The sequence below is a fragment of the Streptosporangium becharense genome (genome assembly GCF_014204985.1).
Classification (GTDB): domain Bacteria; phylum Actinomycetota; class Actinomycetes; order Streptosporangiales; family Streptosporangiaceae; genus Streptosporangium; species Streptosporangium becharense.
Genome location: NZ_JACHMP010000001.1, coordinates 6,705,606 through 6,721,464 on the forward strand (window position 1 = coordinate 6,705,606; position 15,859 = coordinate 6,721,464).

A 15,859-nucleotide genomic window follows, 5' to 3' on the forward strand; every position below is an offset into this window, starting at 1 on the left:
ACCGTGGCCAGAGGTGACACCCGGCGCGCGATCCTGACGGCGGCCCTGGCGATCGTGACCGAGTCCGGGCTGGAGGCGATGACGGTCAGCCGTCTCGCGGAGGTCTCGGGTGCCTCCAACGGGAGCATCTACCACCATTTCGGCAGCCGGGGCGGGGTCGTCGCGGCGCTCTACCGGGAGAGCTTCGCCGATCTCGTCGACGCCATGACACCCGCCCTCGACGGACGCCCGGCCGAGGTCGTCGTGCCCGAGATCGCCGCACGGTTCCTCGACTGGATCCGCGACAACCCGGCCAGGGGAGGGTTCGTCTACCTGGCCTCGGCCGGAGGGGTGGCCTGGAGCGAGGAGGTGGCAGGGTTCAAGGCCGGGATCATGGCGCCGCTGGCGGCCTGGTTCGCCGCCCGCGCCGCCTCGGGAGAGGTCCGGGCCCTCCCGGCCTGGGCGCTCGACGCGGTCGTCATGGGTCCGGCCCACGAGTGCGCCCGCCGCTATCTCGCCGCGCCCGGCTCCTTCGACCTCGATCTCGCCGGGCCCGAGGTGACCCGCGCGGTCTGGGCCATCGTTCGGCCCGGCTGACCGTTCACCCGCCCCGGACCGCCCCGGACCGCCGTGGCCCGGTGCGGTCCCCCGGACCGTCCGCGCCGGGTGCGGACCGCCCTGGTCGGCTCCGGCCCGGCGCGGTGCGAACTTGACATCGCCGCGGGCGTCCGACGTAGGATCTTCCCGTCACATCGCCGTCCCACAGGAGAGCGTGTTGGAGTTCTGAGGTCCCGACACCGCGCCACACGAGCCGCCCTCGCGGCCAGGCGCGCATCCGACCTCGGCTGACTCCGCTCTCATACCGGCGACGGTTCCCGGTGGAATCCCCAGTGCACGCGTGCGCGCCCGCGGTGTCTCTCGTGTCCGATCACCACGACACTCACGGGAGCCGCTTCATGCCTTCTACCGCCGCACCCTTCTCCGTCGTCGTCGACGGGCTGTCGTTCGCCTGGCCGGACGGGACCCCCGTCCTCGACGACGTCGACGCCGCCTTCCCCGCCGGACGCATCGGCCTGATCGGGGTCAACGGCTCGGGCAAGTCCACCCTGATCAAGCTGATCGCCGGTGAGCTCACCCCCCTGTCCGGCACGGTCAGCGTCGCGGGCCGGGTGGGCTACCTCCCCCAGGACCTGCCGCTCGACACCGGCCGCACCGTCGCGGAGCTGCTGGGCATCGCCGGGCGCCGGGCCGCCCTGCTCGCCATCGAGCGCGGGGAGGTCGCCGAGGAGAACTTCGCCGTCCTCGGCGACGACTGGGACATCGAGGAACGCGCCCGTGCCCAGCTCGACCGGCTCGGCCTGGACCACGTGGGCCTCGACCGCACGGTGGCCACCCTCTCCGGAGGGGAGACCGTCATGGTCGGGCTGGCCGCGCTGTTCCTGGACGCCCCCGAGGTCCTGCTGCTGGACGAGCCGACCAACAACCTCGACCTCGACGCGCGACGCAGGCTCTACGCCGCGGTGGAGTCGTGGCCCGGGGTGCTGGTGGTGGTCAGCCACGACCGGGCCCTGCTGGAGCTGATGGACGGCATCGCCGACCTGAACGACGGCGTCGTACGCATGTACGGCGGCAACCTCTCCGCCTACGAGGAGATGCTCGCCGCCGAGCAGGAGGCCGCCGAGCGGATGGTCCGGGTCGCGGAGTCGGACGTACGGCGCCAGAAACGCGAGTGGGAGGAGGCCCAGGTCAAGCTCGCGCGGCGGGCCCGTTACGCCGACACGATGTACGAGCGGAAGAGCCGGCCGAAGATCGTCATGCAGACGCGCAAGCGGGAGGCCCAGGAGTCGGCGGGCAAGCACCGCAACCTGCACGCCGGCAAGCTCGCGGAGGCACGCGAGCGGCTCACCGAGGCGGAGCGGGCCGTCCGCGACGAGTCCGGGATCCGGATCGAGCTGCCGGAGACCGAGGTTCCCGCCGGGCGGGTCGTGCTGACCGCGACCGGGCTGCGGACGGCGGGCGGAAAGGCGCCCGGGGACCTGGTGGTCCGCGGGCCCGAGCGGATCGCGCTGCTCGGGCCCAACGGGGCGGGCAAGACCACGTTTTTGCGCACCGTCGCGGGGGAACTGGAGCCGGCCGGGGGCTCGGTCGCGGTGACCGTGCCCGGCGTGCGGTATCTGCCGCAGCGGCTGGACCTGCTGGACGACGCGCTCAGCGTGGTCGACAACGTCCGCCGTTTCGCCCCCTCCGCCTCGGTCAACGCCGTCAGGGCCCGCCTGGCCAGGTTCCTGTTCCGGGGGGACCGCGCCGAGCGGCCGGCGGGCACCCTGTCGGGCGGTGAGCGGTTCCGCGCGGTGCTCGCGGCACTGCTGTCCGCCGAGCCGCCGCCCCAACTGCTGCTGCTGGACGAACCGACCAACAACCTGGACATGGCCAGCGTCCGGCAGCTCGCGCAGGCGCTGGCGGCCTACCGGGGCGCGCTGATCGTGGCAGGTCACGATCTGCCGTTCCTGCGGTCGATCGGGATAACCAGGTGGCTCTTCATCGACAATCAGGGCATGCTGGTCGATGGCTTGGATTCCCCGCCTTTGTTTGACGGACAATGATCGATAGCGAAATAGTTGGGCAAGTGACTACACCCCGTATCCTCACCTGTGCCGTGGTCACCCTGTTGACCCTCACCGCCTGCACCGCCACGGATCCCGTGGAGGGGCCGTCCACCGCGGGAGGCGTAGCCGGGTTGGGCGGCTCCTCCGGCGGGCAGAACTCGGCACCCCCCAGCGCCGTGGCGCTCACCGCCGAGCAGTACCGGGCCGAGCTGGAGGAGGCGCGCGGGCCGGTGCGGAGCGCGGTGAAGAAGGTGGCCGCCACCACCAAGCTGACGAATCTCGGCAAGCGGCTGGACGAGACCGCCGCCGCGATCGACGGCGCCGTCACCCGGCTGGCCGCTCTGGCCCCGCCGCCCGAGGCCAAGGCGGGGCACGACGCCTACGTGCAGGCCCTGCGCGACCTTTCGGTGGCCTTCGGCCACGCCCGTCAGGACGCCGACGCCCAGAAGGTGTGCACCGGCCCGGCCGCGCTGAGCCGGATGGGCAAGGCGGGCGAGCTGGCCGACGTGGCGAAGGCGGCCGAGGCGCTGACCGGTTATCCGGCGGACGTCATCCCGGTCAAGGTGGCCGAGGAGCGCAAGCGCCGCCTGCCCAACGGCAGGTTCATCGTCTCCGAGAGCCTGCCCGCGGACGCGTACCTGGAGGTGAAGAACGGCTACGGGCTGGACTCCGTGGTCGTTCTGGTCCGCGGCGGCAAGAAGGCCATGAGCCTGTACGTCCGCGGCAAGTCGAAGTACCGGATCCAGGGGGTCCGCGACGGGAACTACAAGATCTACTACTCCCTCGGCGAGGACTGGGACGCAAGGAACCGCGTGTTCACCCGGTCGTGCACCTTCGAGCAGTTCGGCGAGCCCATCCGCTTCAAGACCACGACCTCCGGCGGGCAGATCCGCTGGAACAACTGGACGATCACCATGAACGCCGGCAGAGGCGGCAACGTGCCGCCCAAGAAGGTCAAGCCCGGAGACTTCCCCGCCTGACCGTGTCCGCCCCGGCGGGCACACGCCCGCCGGGAACGTGAAGGCCGCGACCCCCTCGGGGGATCGCGGTCTCGGCGTCGTCCCTGACCCGGATCAGGTCGAGAAGAGCATTCCCACCCAGCTGCGCTGGCGGTGGTGGCCGTAGTGGCCGTGATGCGGAGCACCCCAGGCGGGAGCGCCGTGCACCGGCGGCGGAGGCGGGGGCGGGGGAGCGGCGTGCTGCTGAGACCACTGGCTCTCGATGCGGGTCAGCGTCTCAAGCTCGCCGTAGTCGAGGAAGATTCCGCGACAGCTCTCGCACTGGTCGATGTGGACGCCGTTGCGCTCGTACGTGCGCATCGGGCCCCGGCACTTCGGGCACTGCATCTGGTTGGTCTCCTTGCTCGGTGGTTACCGACGTAACCACAACTTACTGCGTGGGCACCCTATGACGGGCGTCCCGGAACTGAACAATCCTCAGGCAGGCGTCCACCAGGATCTGCTCGACCTCGTCCAGCGGGCGTCCCTCCCGCTCCGCCGTGGCGACCGCCGCCGCGGTGAGCTGCACGGTCATCGCCTGCGCCGGGATCTCGAGCCGCTCCCACGGGTCGCCGGCCGGCGGGACGGCGGTCCCGCCGGCGGAGCGGTAGGCGTCCAGGAAACGGTGCCAGACCGCCGGGTCGAGCAGGCCGGCCGCGAACCAGGCCGCCGGCCTGGCCAGGTCCCACGCCGGATCGCCGAGACCCAGGTCGTCGATGTCGATGAGGATCCACTCCCCGGGTGCGCGGACCAGCTGGCCCATGTGCCAGTCGCCGTGGGTGAGGGTGCCGGGCCCGTCGCCGGCAACGGTTCCCGGTTCGGGCAGGGTGGTGAAGGCCCTGCGCACGACCAGCTCGGCGGCGGAGCCGCCGTCCAGCCGGGCGACGGTCGAGGCCACCCGCGCCGGGCCGCCCGCCGCCCGCAGCGGGGGGAGGTCGCCGGCCGGTACGGCGTGCAACCGGGCCAGCAGCCGGGCGGCGTCCTCCCAGGGGGCCGCGTCCGGGTCGCCGTGGTCGACCGGGGTCCCGGCCGGCCAGACGGTGACCAGCCGGTCTCCGACAGGGAAGACCTCCTCGGTCACCGGACGCAGCAGGATCCCGCGCAGCGCCGGGTGGGCGGCGGCCCGCATCCGCTCGGCCAGTGCCTCCGGCTCGGCTCCGGGGTTGTGCGCCTTGACCACCACAGGGCCGGCCCGCAGGATGATCACGTCTGGTCTGGTCGGCAGTACGGTGCCGGGGGCGCCGCCGTACCGGAGTCCGATCCGGTGCAGCTCGTCGATCAGGTCGTCGCTGTCCACCGGGTAAGTGAACCACTGATCCACGGCGCGCCGGCGGGCCGCGTAGGGTGCGGGCATGAGGATCGGATTCGCGGTTCCGGTGTCGGGGTCGTGGGCGACGCCGGCCAACATGGTGCGGGTCGCCCGCCGGGCCGAGGAGCTCGGGTACCACGAGCTGTGGACCTTCCAGCGCCTGCTCTATCCCCGCGGGCACGAGATGGGCCCGGTCTACCGCAGCGTGCACGATCCGGTGGTCACGCTGTCCTACCTGGCGGGGGTGACCGGCCGGATCCGGCTGGGGGTGGCGGTGCTCAACATGCCGTTCGTCTCGCCGGCGCTGCTGGCCAAGCAGCTGGCGAGCCTGCAGGCGGTCTCCGGCGGGCGGTTGGACGCCGGCCTCGGGCTCGGCTGGCTGCCGGAGGAGTTCGCCGCCTCGGGGGTGTCGCAGGAACGGCGCGGGCGGCGGGCGGAGGAGTTCATCCACCTGCTGCGGCGCCTGTGGTCGGAGGAGACCGTGGAGCACCGGGGCGAGTTCTACCAGTTGCCGCCGGTGCACCAGGATCCCAAACCGGCCTCCCCGCCGCCGGTCCTGCTGGGCGGGTCGGCGGCGGTCGCGTTGCGGCGGGCGGGCCGGCTCGCGGACGGCTGGATCAGCTCCAGTCGTGAGGACCTCGACCGCATCGATGAAAAAATCTACATCGTAAAGGAAGCGGCCCGGGAAGCGGGCCGTGACCCGGAGGCCCTGCGCTTCGTCACCCGGGGGGTGACCCGGATCCGCCCCTCGGGAGCGGCCGACCGGTCCCCGCTGACCGGCTCGTTCGAGGAGATCCGGCGGGACGTGGACGCGCTCGCGGCCAGGGGCGTCACCGACGTCTTCCACGACCTCAACTTCGATCCGGAGATCGGCTCGCCCGACGCCGATCCCGGGGAGTCGATGCGCCGGGCGGAGGCGGCCCTGGAGGCCCTCGCGCCATGACCAAGCGTTTGGTTCGATAGGTGCATGAGAGAACGGGAGATGGCGGACCGCCTGGAGATCGGCGAGTTACTCGCCCGGTACGCCTACGCGGTGGACACCGGAGACTGGGAGCGGCTCGACCTCGTCTTCACCCCCGACGCGGTGATCGACTACACCTCGGCCGGCGGCATCCGGGGCGGCCGGGACGAGGCCCGGCGATGGCTGGCCGAGACGCTGTCGGCCTGGCCGGGACGCCAGCACCTGATCGGGGCGGTGAGCGTCAGGTTCGACGGGGACGAGGCGGCGGTCACGGCCCCGTTCGCCGACACGCTCTCGCCGTCGAGGGACATGGTCGCCGCCGACGTCGCCGGGCTCGTCCGGGGCGGCGGGTGGTACCACCACCGGCTGGTCCGCACCATGTACGGCTGGCGAAGCAGGGGGATGGTCGCGGAGCAGGCTTGGCGGACCGTGCAGTGACCGAGTGGTGTCGGGCGTCCTGTTGCCGATTAATGCGACTTGGGGCCTATGGGGCTTTCGGTCGATAATCCGGTAAGGTGCGGGGCTGGTGACGCAGTGTACGACTGGTACCTGCCATCCTTGTCCCGTACCTAGTGGGCTCCGTGACGGGGGAACGGTGAACGTGCGCAAGCCGATCGAGTGCTGGCTGTCGGACATGGACGGCGTGCTCGTCCACGAAGGACACCCGGTCCCCGGTGCCGACGAGTTCATCCGCCGGCTGCGCGAGTCCGGAAAACGGTTCCTGGTGCTCACCAACAACTCGATCTACACCCCGCGTGACCTGGCCGTCCGGCTGCGCGCGGCCGGCCTGGAGATCCCGCCGGAGTCGATCTGGACCTCGGCGCTGGCCACGGCCAGGTTCCTCGACGGCCAGCGTCCCGGCGGCTCGGCGTACGCGATCGGCGAGGCGGGGCTGACCACCGCGCTGCACGAGGTGGGCTACGTCCTGACCGACATCGACCCCGACTACGTGGTCCTCGGGGAGACCCGCACCTACAGCTTCACGCAGATCACCCGGGCCATCCGGCTGATCGAGGGCGGCGCCCGGTTCATCGCGACCAACCCCGACCCGGTCGGGCCGTCGAATGAGGGCTCACTGCCCGCGTGCGGCGCGGTCGCGGCGATGATCACCAAGGCGACCGGGGTGGAGCCCTACTTCGTGGGCAAGCCCAACCCGATGATGATGCGCAGCGCGCTGCGCGCCATCGACGGGCACAGCGAGAGCACCGCCATGATCGGCGACCGGATGGACACCGACATCGTCTCCGGAATGGAGGCGGGGCTGCACACGATCCTGGTGCTGAGCGGGGTGGTGAGCGAGGGCCAGGTCGACCGCTACCCGTTCCGTCCCTCGCAGGTGGTCGACTCGATCGCCGACCTCATCCCGCTGATCGACGCCGATACCTGACGGAACCTGGCAGGTGGGGCTGCCGTGCTGCCGGGTATGACACGCGTTCATCCCTAGGTCGGCCCGAAGAAGGTCTTCGCCTGCTCCACCGAGTGGCCGGGATGGTGCCGGATCGGCAGGTCGCAGGAGGCGCTGGAGAACCTGGCGGCCTACACGCCACGCCACCGAGTGGTGGCCGAGCGGACGTACGCCCGCAAGCTCGGAGTCCGGCAGAGGATCGCCGCGCCTGATCGCCGTTGCGGACGTGGGCTCCGAGGGGCCGGTGCCCTCCCGGCGGGGGAACCTAGTCGTGGGTCCCGCGTAGGCGCTTGAGCTCGGAGCGGTGTTTTTTGGCGGCGATGCGCCGCTCGACGGCGCCTCTGCCGGGCTTGGTCGGGCGGCGCCTCTTGGGCGGCGGGGCGATGGCCTCCCGCAGGAGCTGGGCCAGGCGCATCCCGGCGGCCTCGCGGTTGCGCAGCTGGGAGCGGAACTCCGAGGCGGCGATGGTGATCACCCCGTTCACCAGGCGCGGGCCGAGGCGCTCCAGCGCGCGGGCCTTGAGAGCCGGGCCCAGTGCCTCACTGGCGGCCAGGTCGAAGCTCAGCTCCACCCGGCTGTCGGTGGTGTTGACCCCCTGCCCGCCGGGGCCCGAGGAGCGGGAGAAGCGCCAGCCGAGCTCGGTCTCGGGGATGGAGATCGAGCCGCTGATGTGGAGCGGGCCGGGCATGGCGGTGACGTCCTTCGGGTGGGAGGAGTGCTGGTGGCGGGGTGTGGTCTCAGGTTAGCCGGGGGTCACGGGTGCCGATCAAATGAATTTATGCCCGTTTCATGAGTGTTGATGAGTTCTGTACCGCAGATGCTCCGGCCGGTTCCACCGCGCTCTTGTGACGCCGGGATCCGTCCGCCACAGTGGCTCGGGGGCGGGCCGAGGGTGCCCGCGGACCGGGCGGATCCGGCAATCGGGAGGCGGGGAGCATGAGTGTGATCGTCGGCGTGCACGGGATCGGGAAGTACCGCTACTACCGCGGCGCCGGCAACTCCGTCACCGGCGCCGCCGCCGCGATGCGCGGCAAGTGGGACCGCTACCTGCACCGGGGCCTGGGAGGCGGCAGGCCGCACGCCGGGGAGCGTTACATCGCCGAGGTCGCCTACTACGCCCACCTGCTCGGCGAGCGCAAGGACGACTCGCCGCGCGCCGTGCAGGCCATGGACGCCGGAACCCAGGAGGTGTTCGCCGCCTGGGCCGCCCAGCTCGACGCGGTGGGGGAGGGGCTGACCGGGGCCCTGCACCGGGTGACCGGCTGGCTCCTCGACCGTCTGGACGCGGGCGCCGCCGACTTCGCCGGGTTCTTCTGCCCGGAGGTCGCCGCTTACATGGCGGCCGGGGGTGAGACGCGCGCGGGGTGCCGGTCCGCGGTGGCCGAGGTGATCCGGCGCAACCGGCCGAAGGTGGTGATCGCCCACTCGCTGGGCAGCGTGGTGACGTACGAGACGCTGTGGGCCCATCCGGACCTGGAGGTGGAGCTGCTGGTCACGCTCGGCAGCCCGCTCGGCATGCGTGATGTGATCTTCGAACGTCTGGTGCCGGCCCCGGTCGGCGGCAGGGGCGGGCGGCCCCCGGGAGTGCGGCGCTGGGTCAACATCGCCGACAAGGACGACATCGCGGCCATCCCGCCGAACCTGCGCGGCTGCTTCACCGGCGTCGACCAGGAGGTCCTCGTCGACCTCGACTGGATCGACTTCCACACGGCCGAGAAGTATCTGGGCTGCGAGGCGCTCATCCCCCACCTCACGCCGTACCTGGACCGACAGTGAGGATGTAGGTGAACGCCTCCCGGTAGAGCTCGGCTCTTGGCCTGACTGACCATAGGAGCATCCCCCGGACTGACGGTTGCGCGGTCCCCGGGTCCTTCGCGGTCCCTTCACGGCCCCTTCGCGCGTCCTTCGCCCGCCGGCCGGGCGGGGTTCGATCACGGTGGGTAACGCGCCCGCCTGTGCAGCGGCTGTTCACCCTGCCTTGACGCACGGGCCACAGCGGGGAAAGCTCGGGCGGCTGCACTGGCGGTGTGGAGCAGACGCCGTCACGCAGAGTGTTCCTTTCCGCCGCCGCAGCCAGTGCGGGCGGCCTGTTGCTGACCGGGGCCGGGCTCGGCCCGAGCCGGACCCTCGCCACTGACCCGTTCACCCTGGGCGTCGCCTCCGGTGACCCGTCCGGGGACGGGGTCGTGCTGTGGACCCGCCTCGCCCTCGACCCGCTCGGGACGAACGGCCGGGGCGGGATGCCGGTCCGGGACGTGGACGTGCAGTGGCAGCTCGCCACCGACGAGCGGTTCGCCAAGGTGGTCCGCAGGGGCACCGAGACCGCGCGCTGGAAGCGGGCGCACAGCGTCCACGTCGAGCTGGAGGGGCTGGAGCCCGGCCGGGAGTACTTCTACCGTTTCCGGGCCGAAGGCCACCTGTCACCGGTCGGCCGCACCCGCACCGCCCCGGCCGCACTGTCGCCGCTGACCTTCGCCGTCGCCGCCTGTGCCCACTACGAGCACGGTTTCTACACGGCGTACCGCCGACTGGCCGAGCAGGACCCCGATCTGGTCGTGCACCTGGGCGACTACATCTACGAGTACGCACCCAAGGGGTACACCGCGCTGGGCGGCAGCGTCCGCCGGCACACCTCGGGCAAGTGCGCCACGCTGGCCGACTACCGGATCCGGCACGCGCAGTACAAGAGCGACCCGGACCTGCAGGCGGCGCACGCGGTCGCGCCATGGCTGGTCGCCTTCGACGACCACGAGATCGAGAACAACTGGGCCGCCGACGTCTCCAGCACCGGCGCGCCGTCCTTCGCCCGGCGCAGGGCCAACGCCTTCCAGGCCTACTACGAGAACATGCCGCTGCGCCGCTCCAGCGTGCCCGGGGGGACGTCGATGCGGGTCCACCGGCGGGTGGACTGGGGGCCGCTGGCCCGCTTCCACCTGCTCGACACCCGGCAGTTCCGCGACGACCAGGCGTGCGAGGACGGGATCAGGGCGGGCTGCGACGACCGGCTCGACACCGGGCGTACCTTGCTGGGGGAGGACCAGCGGCGCTGGCTGCTGGACGGCCTCGCCGAGTCCGGCACCCGCTGGAACCTGGTGGGCCAGCAGATCCTGATGGCCCAGCGCGACGTCAAGGCCGGTCCGGGCACCGAGGTCAACATGGACTCCTGGGACGGTTACGCCGCCGAGCGCACCCGGCTGCTGACCGGGTTCCGCGACTCCGGCGCGGCCAACCCGGTGGTGCTGACCGGTGACGCGCACATGCACCACGCCGCAGACCTCAAGCTCGACTTCGACGACCCCGACTCCCCCCGGGTAGCGGTGGAACTGGTCACCTCGTCGATCGCCAGCGACGGTGACGGCTACCGGGACGAGGCGCGCGTCGCCGAGACGATCGCGGAGAACCCGCACATCTCCTACCTGGACCAGCGCCGCGGCTACCTGGTCTGCCGCCTGGAGGCGGAGGAACTGCGGGCCGACTTCCGCACGCTGGACTACATCAGCCGCCGCGGAGCCCCGGCGAAGACGGGCGCCACGTTCACCATCCCCGCGGGGGAGTCTGCCCTGACCTGAACCGCAGCGGAATTTCGCGGTATTTGATGGATGATGCCGCCTATGAGGTCCATCGCTACGAGGCTCACCGCCGCGGCCGTCGCCGCCGCGCTGGGCGGCTCCCTCCTCGTCCAGAACCCCGCCGCGGCCGTCACGGTCTCCGCCGCGGCCTCCCCCGCCGACGTCGCGTCCTCAGCGGAGGCTGTGCCTTCGGTGGCGGCCGTGTCCTCGGCGGAGGCCGTGCTCTCCGCCGAGGCCGTGTCGCCGGCCGCGGCCGGGCCCGCCGCCGCCGACTTCCGTTACGAGATCTCCTTCCCCAAGCACGTCCGGCGCGGCCAGTCGCTCGTCTTCACGGTCAAGGTCCGCAACCGCAAGGCCCGCGGCCAGCACTACGTGGCGCTCGTCGGCGACTTCCCCGGACGCTTCCGCAGGATCAAGGTGATCTCCAAGCCGCGCAGCGTGAAGTGCGGGGTCAAGCGCCTCGACCTGTCGTGCTGGATCACCTCCCTCGACAGGGGCGACTCGACGACCGTGCGGATCCGCGCCTGGGCCGGAACCCGCCGCGGCACGGCCACGGTCCGGTTCGGGGCTCTGGTCACCGAGGACGCGAAGGCCGATCTCCGCAAGCTCACCAAGAAGATCCGCCGCACCATCAAGGCCGGCATACGGATCCGTTAGGAGGCCGGTCCCGCCATGGCGTAGCCGAACAGGGAGGCGCCGTCGACGGTGGCCAGGGTCTTGGCCGTCGACGGGCGGACGCCCGGGTAGGAGCCCTGCCTGGCGGACGTCCGCAGCAGGGTGAGCCTGCCGTCGCCGGGGGCGGCGACGACCAGCCCGCGGCCGGCGACCGCGAGCGCGCCGCCGAAGTGTCCCCCCTTGCCGGTGAACAACAGATTGTGGTTCTTCGTCAGGCCGCCGGACCGGGTCCCGGCGAGCACCTGCACGGCGTTCTCACCCGGCACCCCGATCACCAGTTCGTCGTCCCCGTCGCCGTTGAGGTCCCCGGCGGCCAGGGCGGCGCCGAACCGGTCGAAGTAACGCGGGGTGCCCTTGAGGGCCCGCTGCGACCACGCCTCCGAGCGCGCCGTCCGCAGCCCGCCACGGGAGCCGTACACGACGTTGACGGTGCCGTCGCCGTACTCCATCGCCCGCTGGTTGTCGGTCAGGCCCTCCCCCGGCACCCCGATCGCCAGGTCGTCGCGGCCGTCGGCGTCGAAGTCGCCGGTCGCCAGGGCCGCGCCGAAGGAGTCCCACGCCTCGGCGAGGCCGGTGATCCACGGGCTGTCCTGGGTGAGCAGGACGGCCTTCCTGCGGCGGACGTCGAGCACGGTGACCGAACCCTGACCGTTCTTCAGGATCGTGTCCGCGGGGGCGCCCGCGGCGATCTCGTCACGGCCGTCGCCGTCGAAGTCGCCGGTGGCGAGCACCGCGCCGAACTGGTCGGTGGTCCGCTCGTTCTGGCCGATCCACCCGGTCTCCTGCGTGACCAGGTACGGGCGGCGGCCCTTGAACCCGTACACGCCGACCGCGCCGCCGCGCAGCCCGGGAGCGCCGATCACCAGCTCGTCGTCGCCGTCCCCGTCCAGGTCCCCGGCGGCCAGGGCCGCGCCGAACCGGGCCGATCCCCGCTTGCCGCCCAGATCCCCGATGTCGATCGTCCTGCCGGGACGTAGGCCGCCGGAAGAGCCGTGGAACAGTTGCACGGCCCCGTCCCCGTCGGCGCCGACCCTGGCGCGGTCCTCCTCGGAGACGCCCACGGCCAGGTCCGCGCAGCCGTCGCCGTCGAAGTCGCCGGTCGCCAGGGCGGAGCCGAAGGAGTCCGCGGTCTCGGCCTCCCCGGGCACACCGGGGCCGTCCTGGGTCAGCCGCCTCTCGGCGCGCATGCCGTACAGCACGGTGACGGAACCCGCGCGGGCGTGCCCGCCCACCTCGGCGTACGGGGCGGCGACCACGAGGTCGGCCCGTCCGTCGCCGTCGAAGTCGGCGGCGCGGCCGGAGCAGGCACGTGCCGCGGGGTCCGCGGTCACCGGGACCGCCGAGGCGGGCGAGGCCGGGACGAGCAGGGAGGCCAGAACGGCGGGGGCGAGAAACGCTGCTCTCATACCGACGATGGTTTCCGGGCATTCGGACACGCGGCCCACCGGAACATGAAATCCACGTGGCCGGTGCGGGTAAAGAACATGCCAGGATTGGGGGCATGGAAATCGATCTGGCGGATCTGGATTTCTGGCGGCGGCCGCTCAAGGAGCGGCATGAGGCGTTCGCGCGGCTGCGCGAGCTGGACCGGCCGGTGTTCTTCCAGGAGAAACGGATCCCGCTGCTCCGCTCAGGCGGAGGATTCTACGCGCTCGTCCGCCACGCGGATGTGGTCGAGGCCAGCCGGAACGCCAAGGTGTTCTCCAGTGAACCCGCGGTGACCAGCCCCGAGCCGCCGGGCTGGGTCAAGCACGTGTTCGGCGAGTCCATGGTCAACATGGACGACCCCCGGCACGCCCGTCTGCGCCGCATCGTCTCCCGCGCGTTCAGCCCGAAGATGCTGAGCAACCTGCAGGGCGACATCGAGGCCGCGTGCACGCGGATCGTCGACGACGTGGTGGCCTCCGGACCGCGCGACTTCGTCCGCCAGGTGGCCGCCCGACTGCCCATCAACGTCATCTGCGACATGATGAACATCCCCGGCGAGATCAGGGAACGGGTTCACCGGCACGTCGACATCTCCACCGCCTACTCCGGCGTCCGGCCCAGCCTGGCGCACACGGTCAGAATGGCCGGGCAGAACACGCTCGCGCTGCTCGCCCTGCAACGCCTGGTGATCAACCTCGGCAGGGAGCGTGCCGCGAACCCCGGCGGCGACCTCGTCTCCGCGCTGGTCACCGCCAACGTCGACGGTGAGAGGCTGACCGACCGGGAACTGGGCTCGTTCTTCACACTCCTGCTCGTGGCGGGCAACGAGACGGCCCGCAACACCATGGCGCACGGCATCAAGCTGCTCACCGACAACCCGGAGCAGCGGCGCCTGCTGGTCGAGGACTTCGACGCGCACATCGGCGGCGCGATCGAGGAGATCGTCCGCCACGTCTCGCCGATCATCCAGTTCCGCCGGACCGTCACCCAGGACTACGACCTGCGCGGCCTGCACCTGAAGGCCGGGGACAAGGTGGTGCTCTTCTACGGCTCGGCCAACCGCGACGAGGACGTCTTCCCCGATCCCGACCGGTTCGACATCACCCGCGACACCAAGCCGCACGTCGGTTTCGGCGGTCCCGGGCCCCACTTCTGCCTGGGTGCCAACCTCGCCCGCCAGGAGATCAGGACCATGTTCCGGGAGCTGTTCACCCGGCTGCCGGAGATCTGCTCGGTCGGCGAGCCCGAGCTGCTGCTCTCCAACTTCGACAACAGCGTCCGCAGCCAGGCGTTCGCCTTCTGATCCCGGCGTCCGCCCGCCGGACACGGCTCGGGTGGGCGGATGACCGGTCCGCCCGCCCGCTCACCCGTCCGGGCCGGTCACCCACGTGTCCGGCCCGGTCCGGTCGGAGCGTCGTCACCGGACGGTTCGTCGTCGGCTCCGGCCGGACCGGTCGGCTCCGGCCGGACCAGGACGTTCTCCCGGATGGCCGCGAAGGCGATCAGTGCGGAGACGCCCATCATCGCCGCGCCGATCAGCATCGTCGTACGGAACCCCGCGGTGAACGTCGCGGGGGAGGTGAAGGCGTCACCGGTCAGGCCCGCCAGCGGGGGGATCGCAGCCACCGCGAGCAGCCCGCCGGTCCGGGCGACGGCGTTGTTGACGCCGCTGGCCACCCCCGCGTGCCGATCGTCCGCGGTGGCCAGGACGGTCGCGGTGAGCGGCGCGACCGCCGCCGACAGACCGAGGCCGAACAGGCTCACCGGGAGCAGCACGTCGACCACGTACGACGATCCGGGGCCGATCCGCGCCATCAGCAGCAGCGCCGCGGCGCACATCAGGATGCCCGCGGTCATCGGCGCCCGCGGCCCGATCCGCCTGGCCACCTCACCCGCGCGCGACGACAGCAGCAGCATCAGGACCGTGACCGGGATGATCGCCGAGCCCGCCGCGAGCGGGAGGAACCCCGCCGAGACCTGGAGCTGGACGACCAGCAGGAAGAACACCACGCCCATCGCCGCGTACATGACGAACGTGACGGCGTTGACCGCGGTGAACACCCGGGAGGCGAAGACCTCGACCGGGACGAGCGCGGCGGGGGAGCGTCTGATCTCCAGCCGGACGAACGCGGCGCCCAGCAGCGCGCCGGCCGCCAGCGGGACCGGCCGCAGGTCGACCAGGCCGTAGGTGATCCCGGCCAGCGCCAGCGCGGCCAGCGCCGTGCCGAGCACGTCGAACCGGCCGGTGGCCTCGGGGTTGCGGCTCTCCGGGACGTGCCGCACGGTCACCGCGACCACCAGCGCGGCCACCGGCAGATTGATCAGGAACACCCAGCGCCAGCCGGCCGTCTCCACCAGCCACCCGCCGAGCAGCGGGCCGACGGCCGCGGCCACCCCGCCCAGCCCCGACCAGGCCCCGATCGCCCTGGGCCGGTCGTCGCGGTCGAAGGACGCCTGGATGATGGCGAGGGAGCCCGGGGTGAGCAGCGCGCCGCCGATCCCCTGGAGCGCGCGGGCCGCCACGAGCGTCTCCACGCTGGGTGCCAGCCCGCACAGGGCCGAGGCGACCGCGAACCAGATCACGCCGGCCAGGAAGACCCCGCGCCTGCCGTACCGGTCGCCCAGTGAACCGCCCAGCAGGATCAGGCCCGCCAGCGTGAGGGTGTAGGCGTTGACGGTCCACTGCAGGCCGGCCATGTCGGCGTCCAGGTCGGCGCCGAGCGCGGGCAGGGCCACGTTGACGACGGTGCCGTCCAGCAGGGCGATGCCCGACCCGAGCACGGTGGCGAGCAGCACCCGCCGGCCCGCCGGGGAGCCGAGACGGATGTGACCGTTCTCCGGGGCGCTGTCCACGCCGCTCATCATCACCGACCTCTCGCCCGTCGGGCCCACGCCGATTCGGGAAGCGTCGGCGGTCTCTGGTAGGACG

General features: G+C 72.1%; 15 protein-coding genes. 10 read left to right on the forward strand and 5 right to left on the reverse strand.

Translation table 11 applies throughout. The features are described 5' to 3' along the window. Nucleotides 1-3 precede the first annotated feature (3 nt). From F4562_RS29185 to F4562_RS29195, 3 genes are all read left to right on the forward strand, one after another. Nucleotides 4-576 carry a TetR/AcrR family transcriptional regulator gene (locus F4562_RS29185; RefSeq protein WP_184548002.1) on the forward strand — a complete coding sequence of 191 codons (573 nt, stop codon included), beginning with the start codon at nt 4-6 and terminating at the stop codon, nt 574-576. Nucleotides 577-935: 359 nt separating this feature from the next. Continuing rightward, on the forward strand, nt 936-2,582 hold the full coding sequence (locus tag F4562_RS29190; RefSeq protein ID WP_184548001.1) for an ABC-F family ATP-binding cassette domain-containing protein: 1,647 nt from the start codon (nt 936-938) through the stop codon (nt 2,580-2,582). 23 nt (nt 2,583-2,605) lie between these two features. Beyond that, a complete protein-coding gene (locus tag F4562_RS29195) occupies nt 2,606-3,565 on the forward strand; it encodes a hypothetical protein (protein WP_184547999.1) in 960 nt (319 codons plus the stop codon). A gap of 93 nt (nt 3,566-3,658) precedes the next feature. On the opposite strand, the gene F4562_RS29200 is transcribed toward F4562_RS29195, so the two are convergent. Further along, entirely contained in the window at nt 3,659-3,931 is a 273-nt protein-coding gene (locus F4562_RS29200; RefSeq protein WP_184547997.1) for a TFIIB-type zinc ribbon-containing protein, read from the reverse strand. A 43-nt stretch (nt 3,932-3,974) separates the two neighbouring features. Beyond that, the gene (locus F4562_RS29205; RefSeq protein WP_184548098.1) at nt 3,975-4,880 is read right to left on the reverse strand and encodes a phosphotransferase family protein; all 906 of its coding nucleotides are present in this window, start codon (nt 4,878-4,880) and stop codon (nt 3,975-3,977) included. A 55-nt stretch (nt 4,881-4,935) separates the two neighbouring features. Here F4562_RS29205 and F4562_RS29210 point away from each other — a divergent pair, with 55 nt between their 5' ends. From F4562_RS29210 to F4562_RS29220, 3 genes are all read left to right on the forward strand, one after another. Continuing rightward, nucleotides 4,936-5,835 (forward strand): TIGR03619 family F420-dependent LLM class oxidoreductase, encoded by a 900-nt coding sequence (locus tag F4562_RS29210; RefSeq protein ID WP_184547995.1) that lies wholly within the window; start codon nt 4,936-4,938, stop codon nt 5,833-5,835. A gap of 24 nt (nt 5,836-5,859) precedes the next feature. After that, on the forward strand, nt 5,860-6,291 hold the full coding sequence (locus F4562_RS29215; RefSeq protein WP_184547992.1) for a nuclear transport factor 2 family protein: 432 nt from the start codon (nt 5,860-5,862) through the stop codon (nt 6,289-6,291). 157 nt (nt 6,292-6,448) lie between these two features. Then, entirely contained in the window at nt 6,449-7,240 is a 792-nt protein-coding gene (locus tag F4562_RS29220) for an HAD-IIA family hydrolase (protein ID WP_184547990.1), read from the forward strand. A gap of 283 nt (nt 7,241-7,523) precedes the next feature. On the opposite strand, the gene arfB is transcribed toward F4562_RS29220, so the two are convergent. Then, entirely contained in the window at nt 7,524-7,946 is a 423-nt protein-coding gene (gene arfB, locus F4562_RS29225) for an alternative ribosome rescue aminoacyl-tRNA hydrolase ArfB (protein ID WP_184547988.1), read from the reverse strand. A gap of 248 nt (nt 7,947-8,194) precedes the next feature. On the opposite strand from arfB, the gene F4562_RS29230 reads away from it, so the two are divergent. The 3 genes from F4562_RS29230 to F4562_RS29240 all read left to right on the forward strand — a co-directional run bounded on the left by F4562_RS29230 (nt 8,195) and on the right by F4562_RS29240 (nt 11,484). Continuing rightward, nucleotides 8,195-9,034, forward strand: coding sequence for a hypothetical protein (locus F4562_RS29230; RefSeq protein ID WP_184547986.1), 840 nt, complete (start codon nt 8,195-8,197; stop codon nt 9,032-9,034). Nucleotides 9,035-9,285: 251 nt separating this feature from the next. Further along, nucleotides 9,286-10,827, forward strand: coding sequence for an alkaline phosphatase D family protein (locus F4562_RS29235; RefSeq protein ID WP_184547984.1), 1,542 nt, complete (start codon nt 9,286-9,288; stop codon nt 10,825-10,827). A gap of 42 nt (nt 10,828-10,869) precedes the next feature. Further along, the gene (locus F4562_RS29240) at nt 10,870-11,484 is read left to right on the forward strand and encodes a hypothetical protein (protein ID WP_184547982.1); all 615 of its coding nucleotides are present in this window, start codon (nt 10,870-10,872) and stop codon (nt 11,482-11,484) included. On the opposite strand, the gene F4562_RS29245 is transcribed toward F4562_RS29240, so the two are convergent. After that, nucleotides 11,481-12,908 (reverse strand): FG-GAP and VCBS repeat-containing protein, encoded by a 1,428-nt coding sequence (locus F4562_RS29245; RefSeq protein ID WP_184547980.1) that lies wholly within the window; start codon nt 12,906-12,908, stop codon nt 11,481-11,483. The two genes, F4562_RS29240 and F4562_RS29245, sit on opposite strands and share 4 nt — an antisense overlap. A gap of 95 nt (nt 12,909-13,003) precedes the next feature. Between F4562_RS29245 and F4562_RS29250 the strand changes: the two genes are divergently transcribed. Beyond that, nucleotides 13,004-14,233, forward strand: a complete 1,230-nt coding sequence (locus tag F4562_RS29250) for a cytochrome P450 (RefSeq protein WP_184547978.1) — start codon at nt 13,004-13,006, stop codon at nt 14,231-14,233. Nucleotides 14,234-14,310: 77 nt separating this feature from the next. Here F4562_RS29250 and F4562_RS29255 read toward each other — a convergent pair whose 3' ends face one another. Continuing rightward, nucleotides 14,311-15,783 (reverse strand): MFS transporter, encoded by a 1,473-nt coding sequence (locus F4562_RS29255; protein WP_375782500.1) that lies wholly within the window; start codon nt 15,781-15,783, stop codon nt 14,311-14,313. Between the last annotated feature and the right edge of the window lie 76 nt (nt 15,784-15,859).

Coding starts and splice junctions, on each gene's coding strand:
- F4562_RS29190 (WP_184548001.1), top strand. CDS start 936: ATGCCTTCTACCGCCGCACCCTTCTCCGTCGTCGTCGACGGGCTGTCG.
- F4562_RS29200 (WP_184547997.1), bottom strand. CDS start 3,931: ATGCAGTGCCCGAAGTGCCGGGGCCCGATGCGCACGTACGAGCGCAAC.
- F4562_RS29210 (WP_184547995.1), top strand. CDS start 4,936: ATGAGGATCGGATTCGCGGTTCCGGTGTCGGGGTCGTGGGCGACGCCG.
- F4562_RS29215 (WP_184547992.1), top strand. CDS start 5,860: ATGAGAGAACGGGAGATGGCGGACCGCCTGGAGATCGGCGAGTTACTC.
- arfB (WP_184547988.1), bottom strand. CDS start 7,946: ATGCCCGGCCCGCTCCACATCAGCGGCTCGATCTCCATCCCCGAGACC.
- F4562_RS29230 (WP_184547986.1), top strand. CDS start 8,195: ATGAGTGTGATCGTCGGCGTGCACGGGATCGGGAAGTACCGCTACTAC.
- F4562_RS29240 (WP_184547982.1), top strand. CDS start 10,870: ATGAGGTCCATCGCTACGAGGCTCACCGCCGCGGCCGTCGCCGCCGCG.
- F4562_RS29245 (WP_184547980.1), bottom strand. CDS start 12,908: ATGAGAGCAGCGTTTCTCGCCCCCGCCGTTCTGGCCTCCCTGCTCGTC.
- F4562_RS29250 (WP_184547978.1), top strand. CDS start 13,004: ATGGAAATCGATCTGGCGGATCTGGATTTCTGGCGGCGGCCGCTCAAG.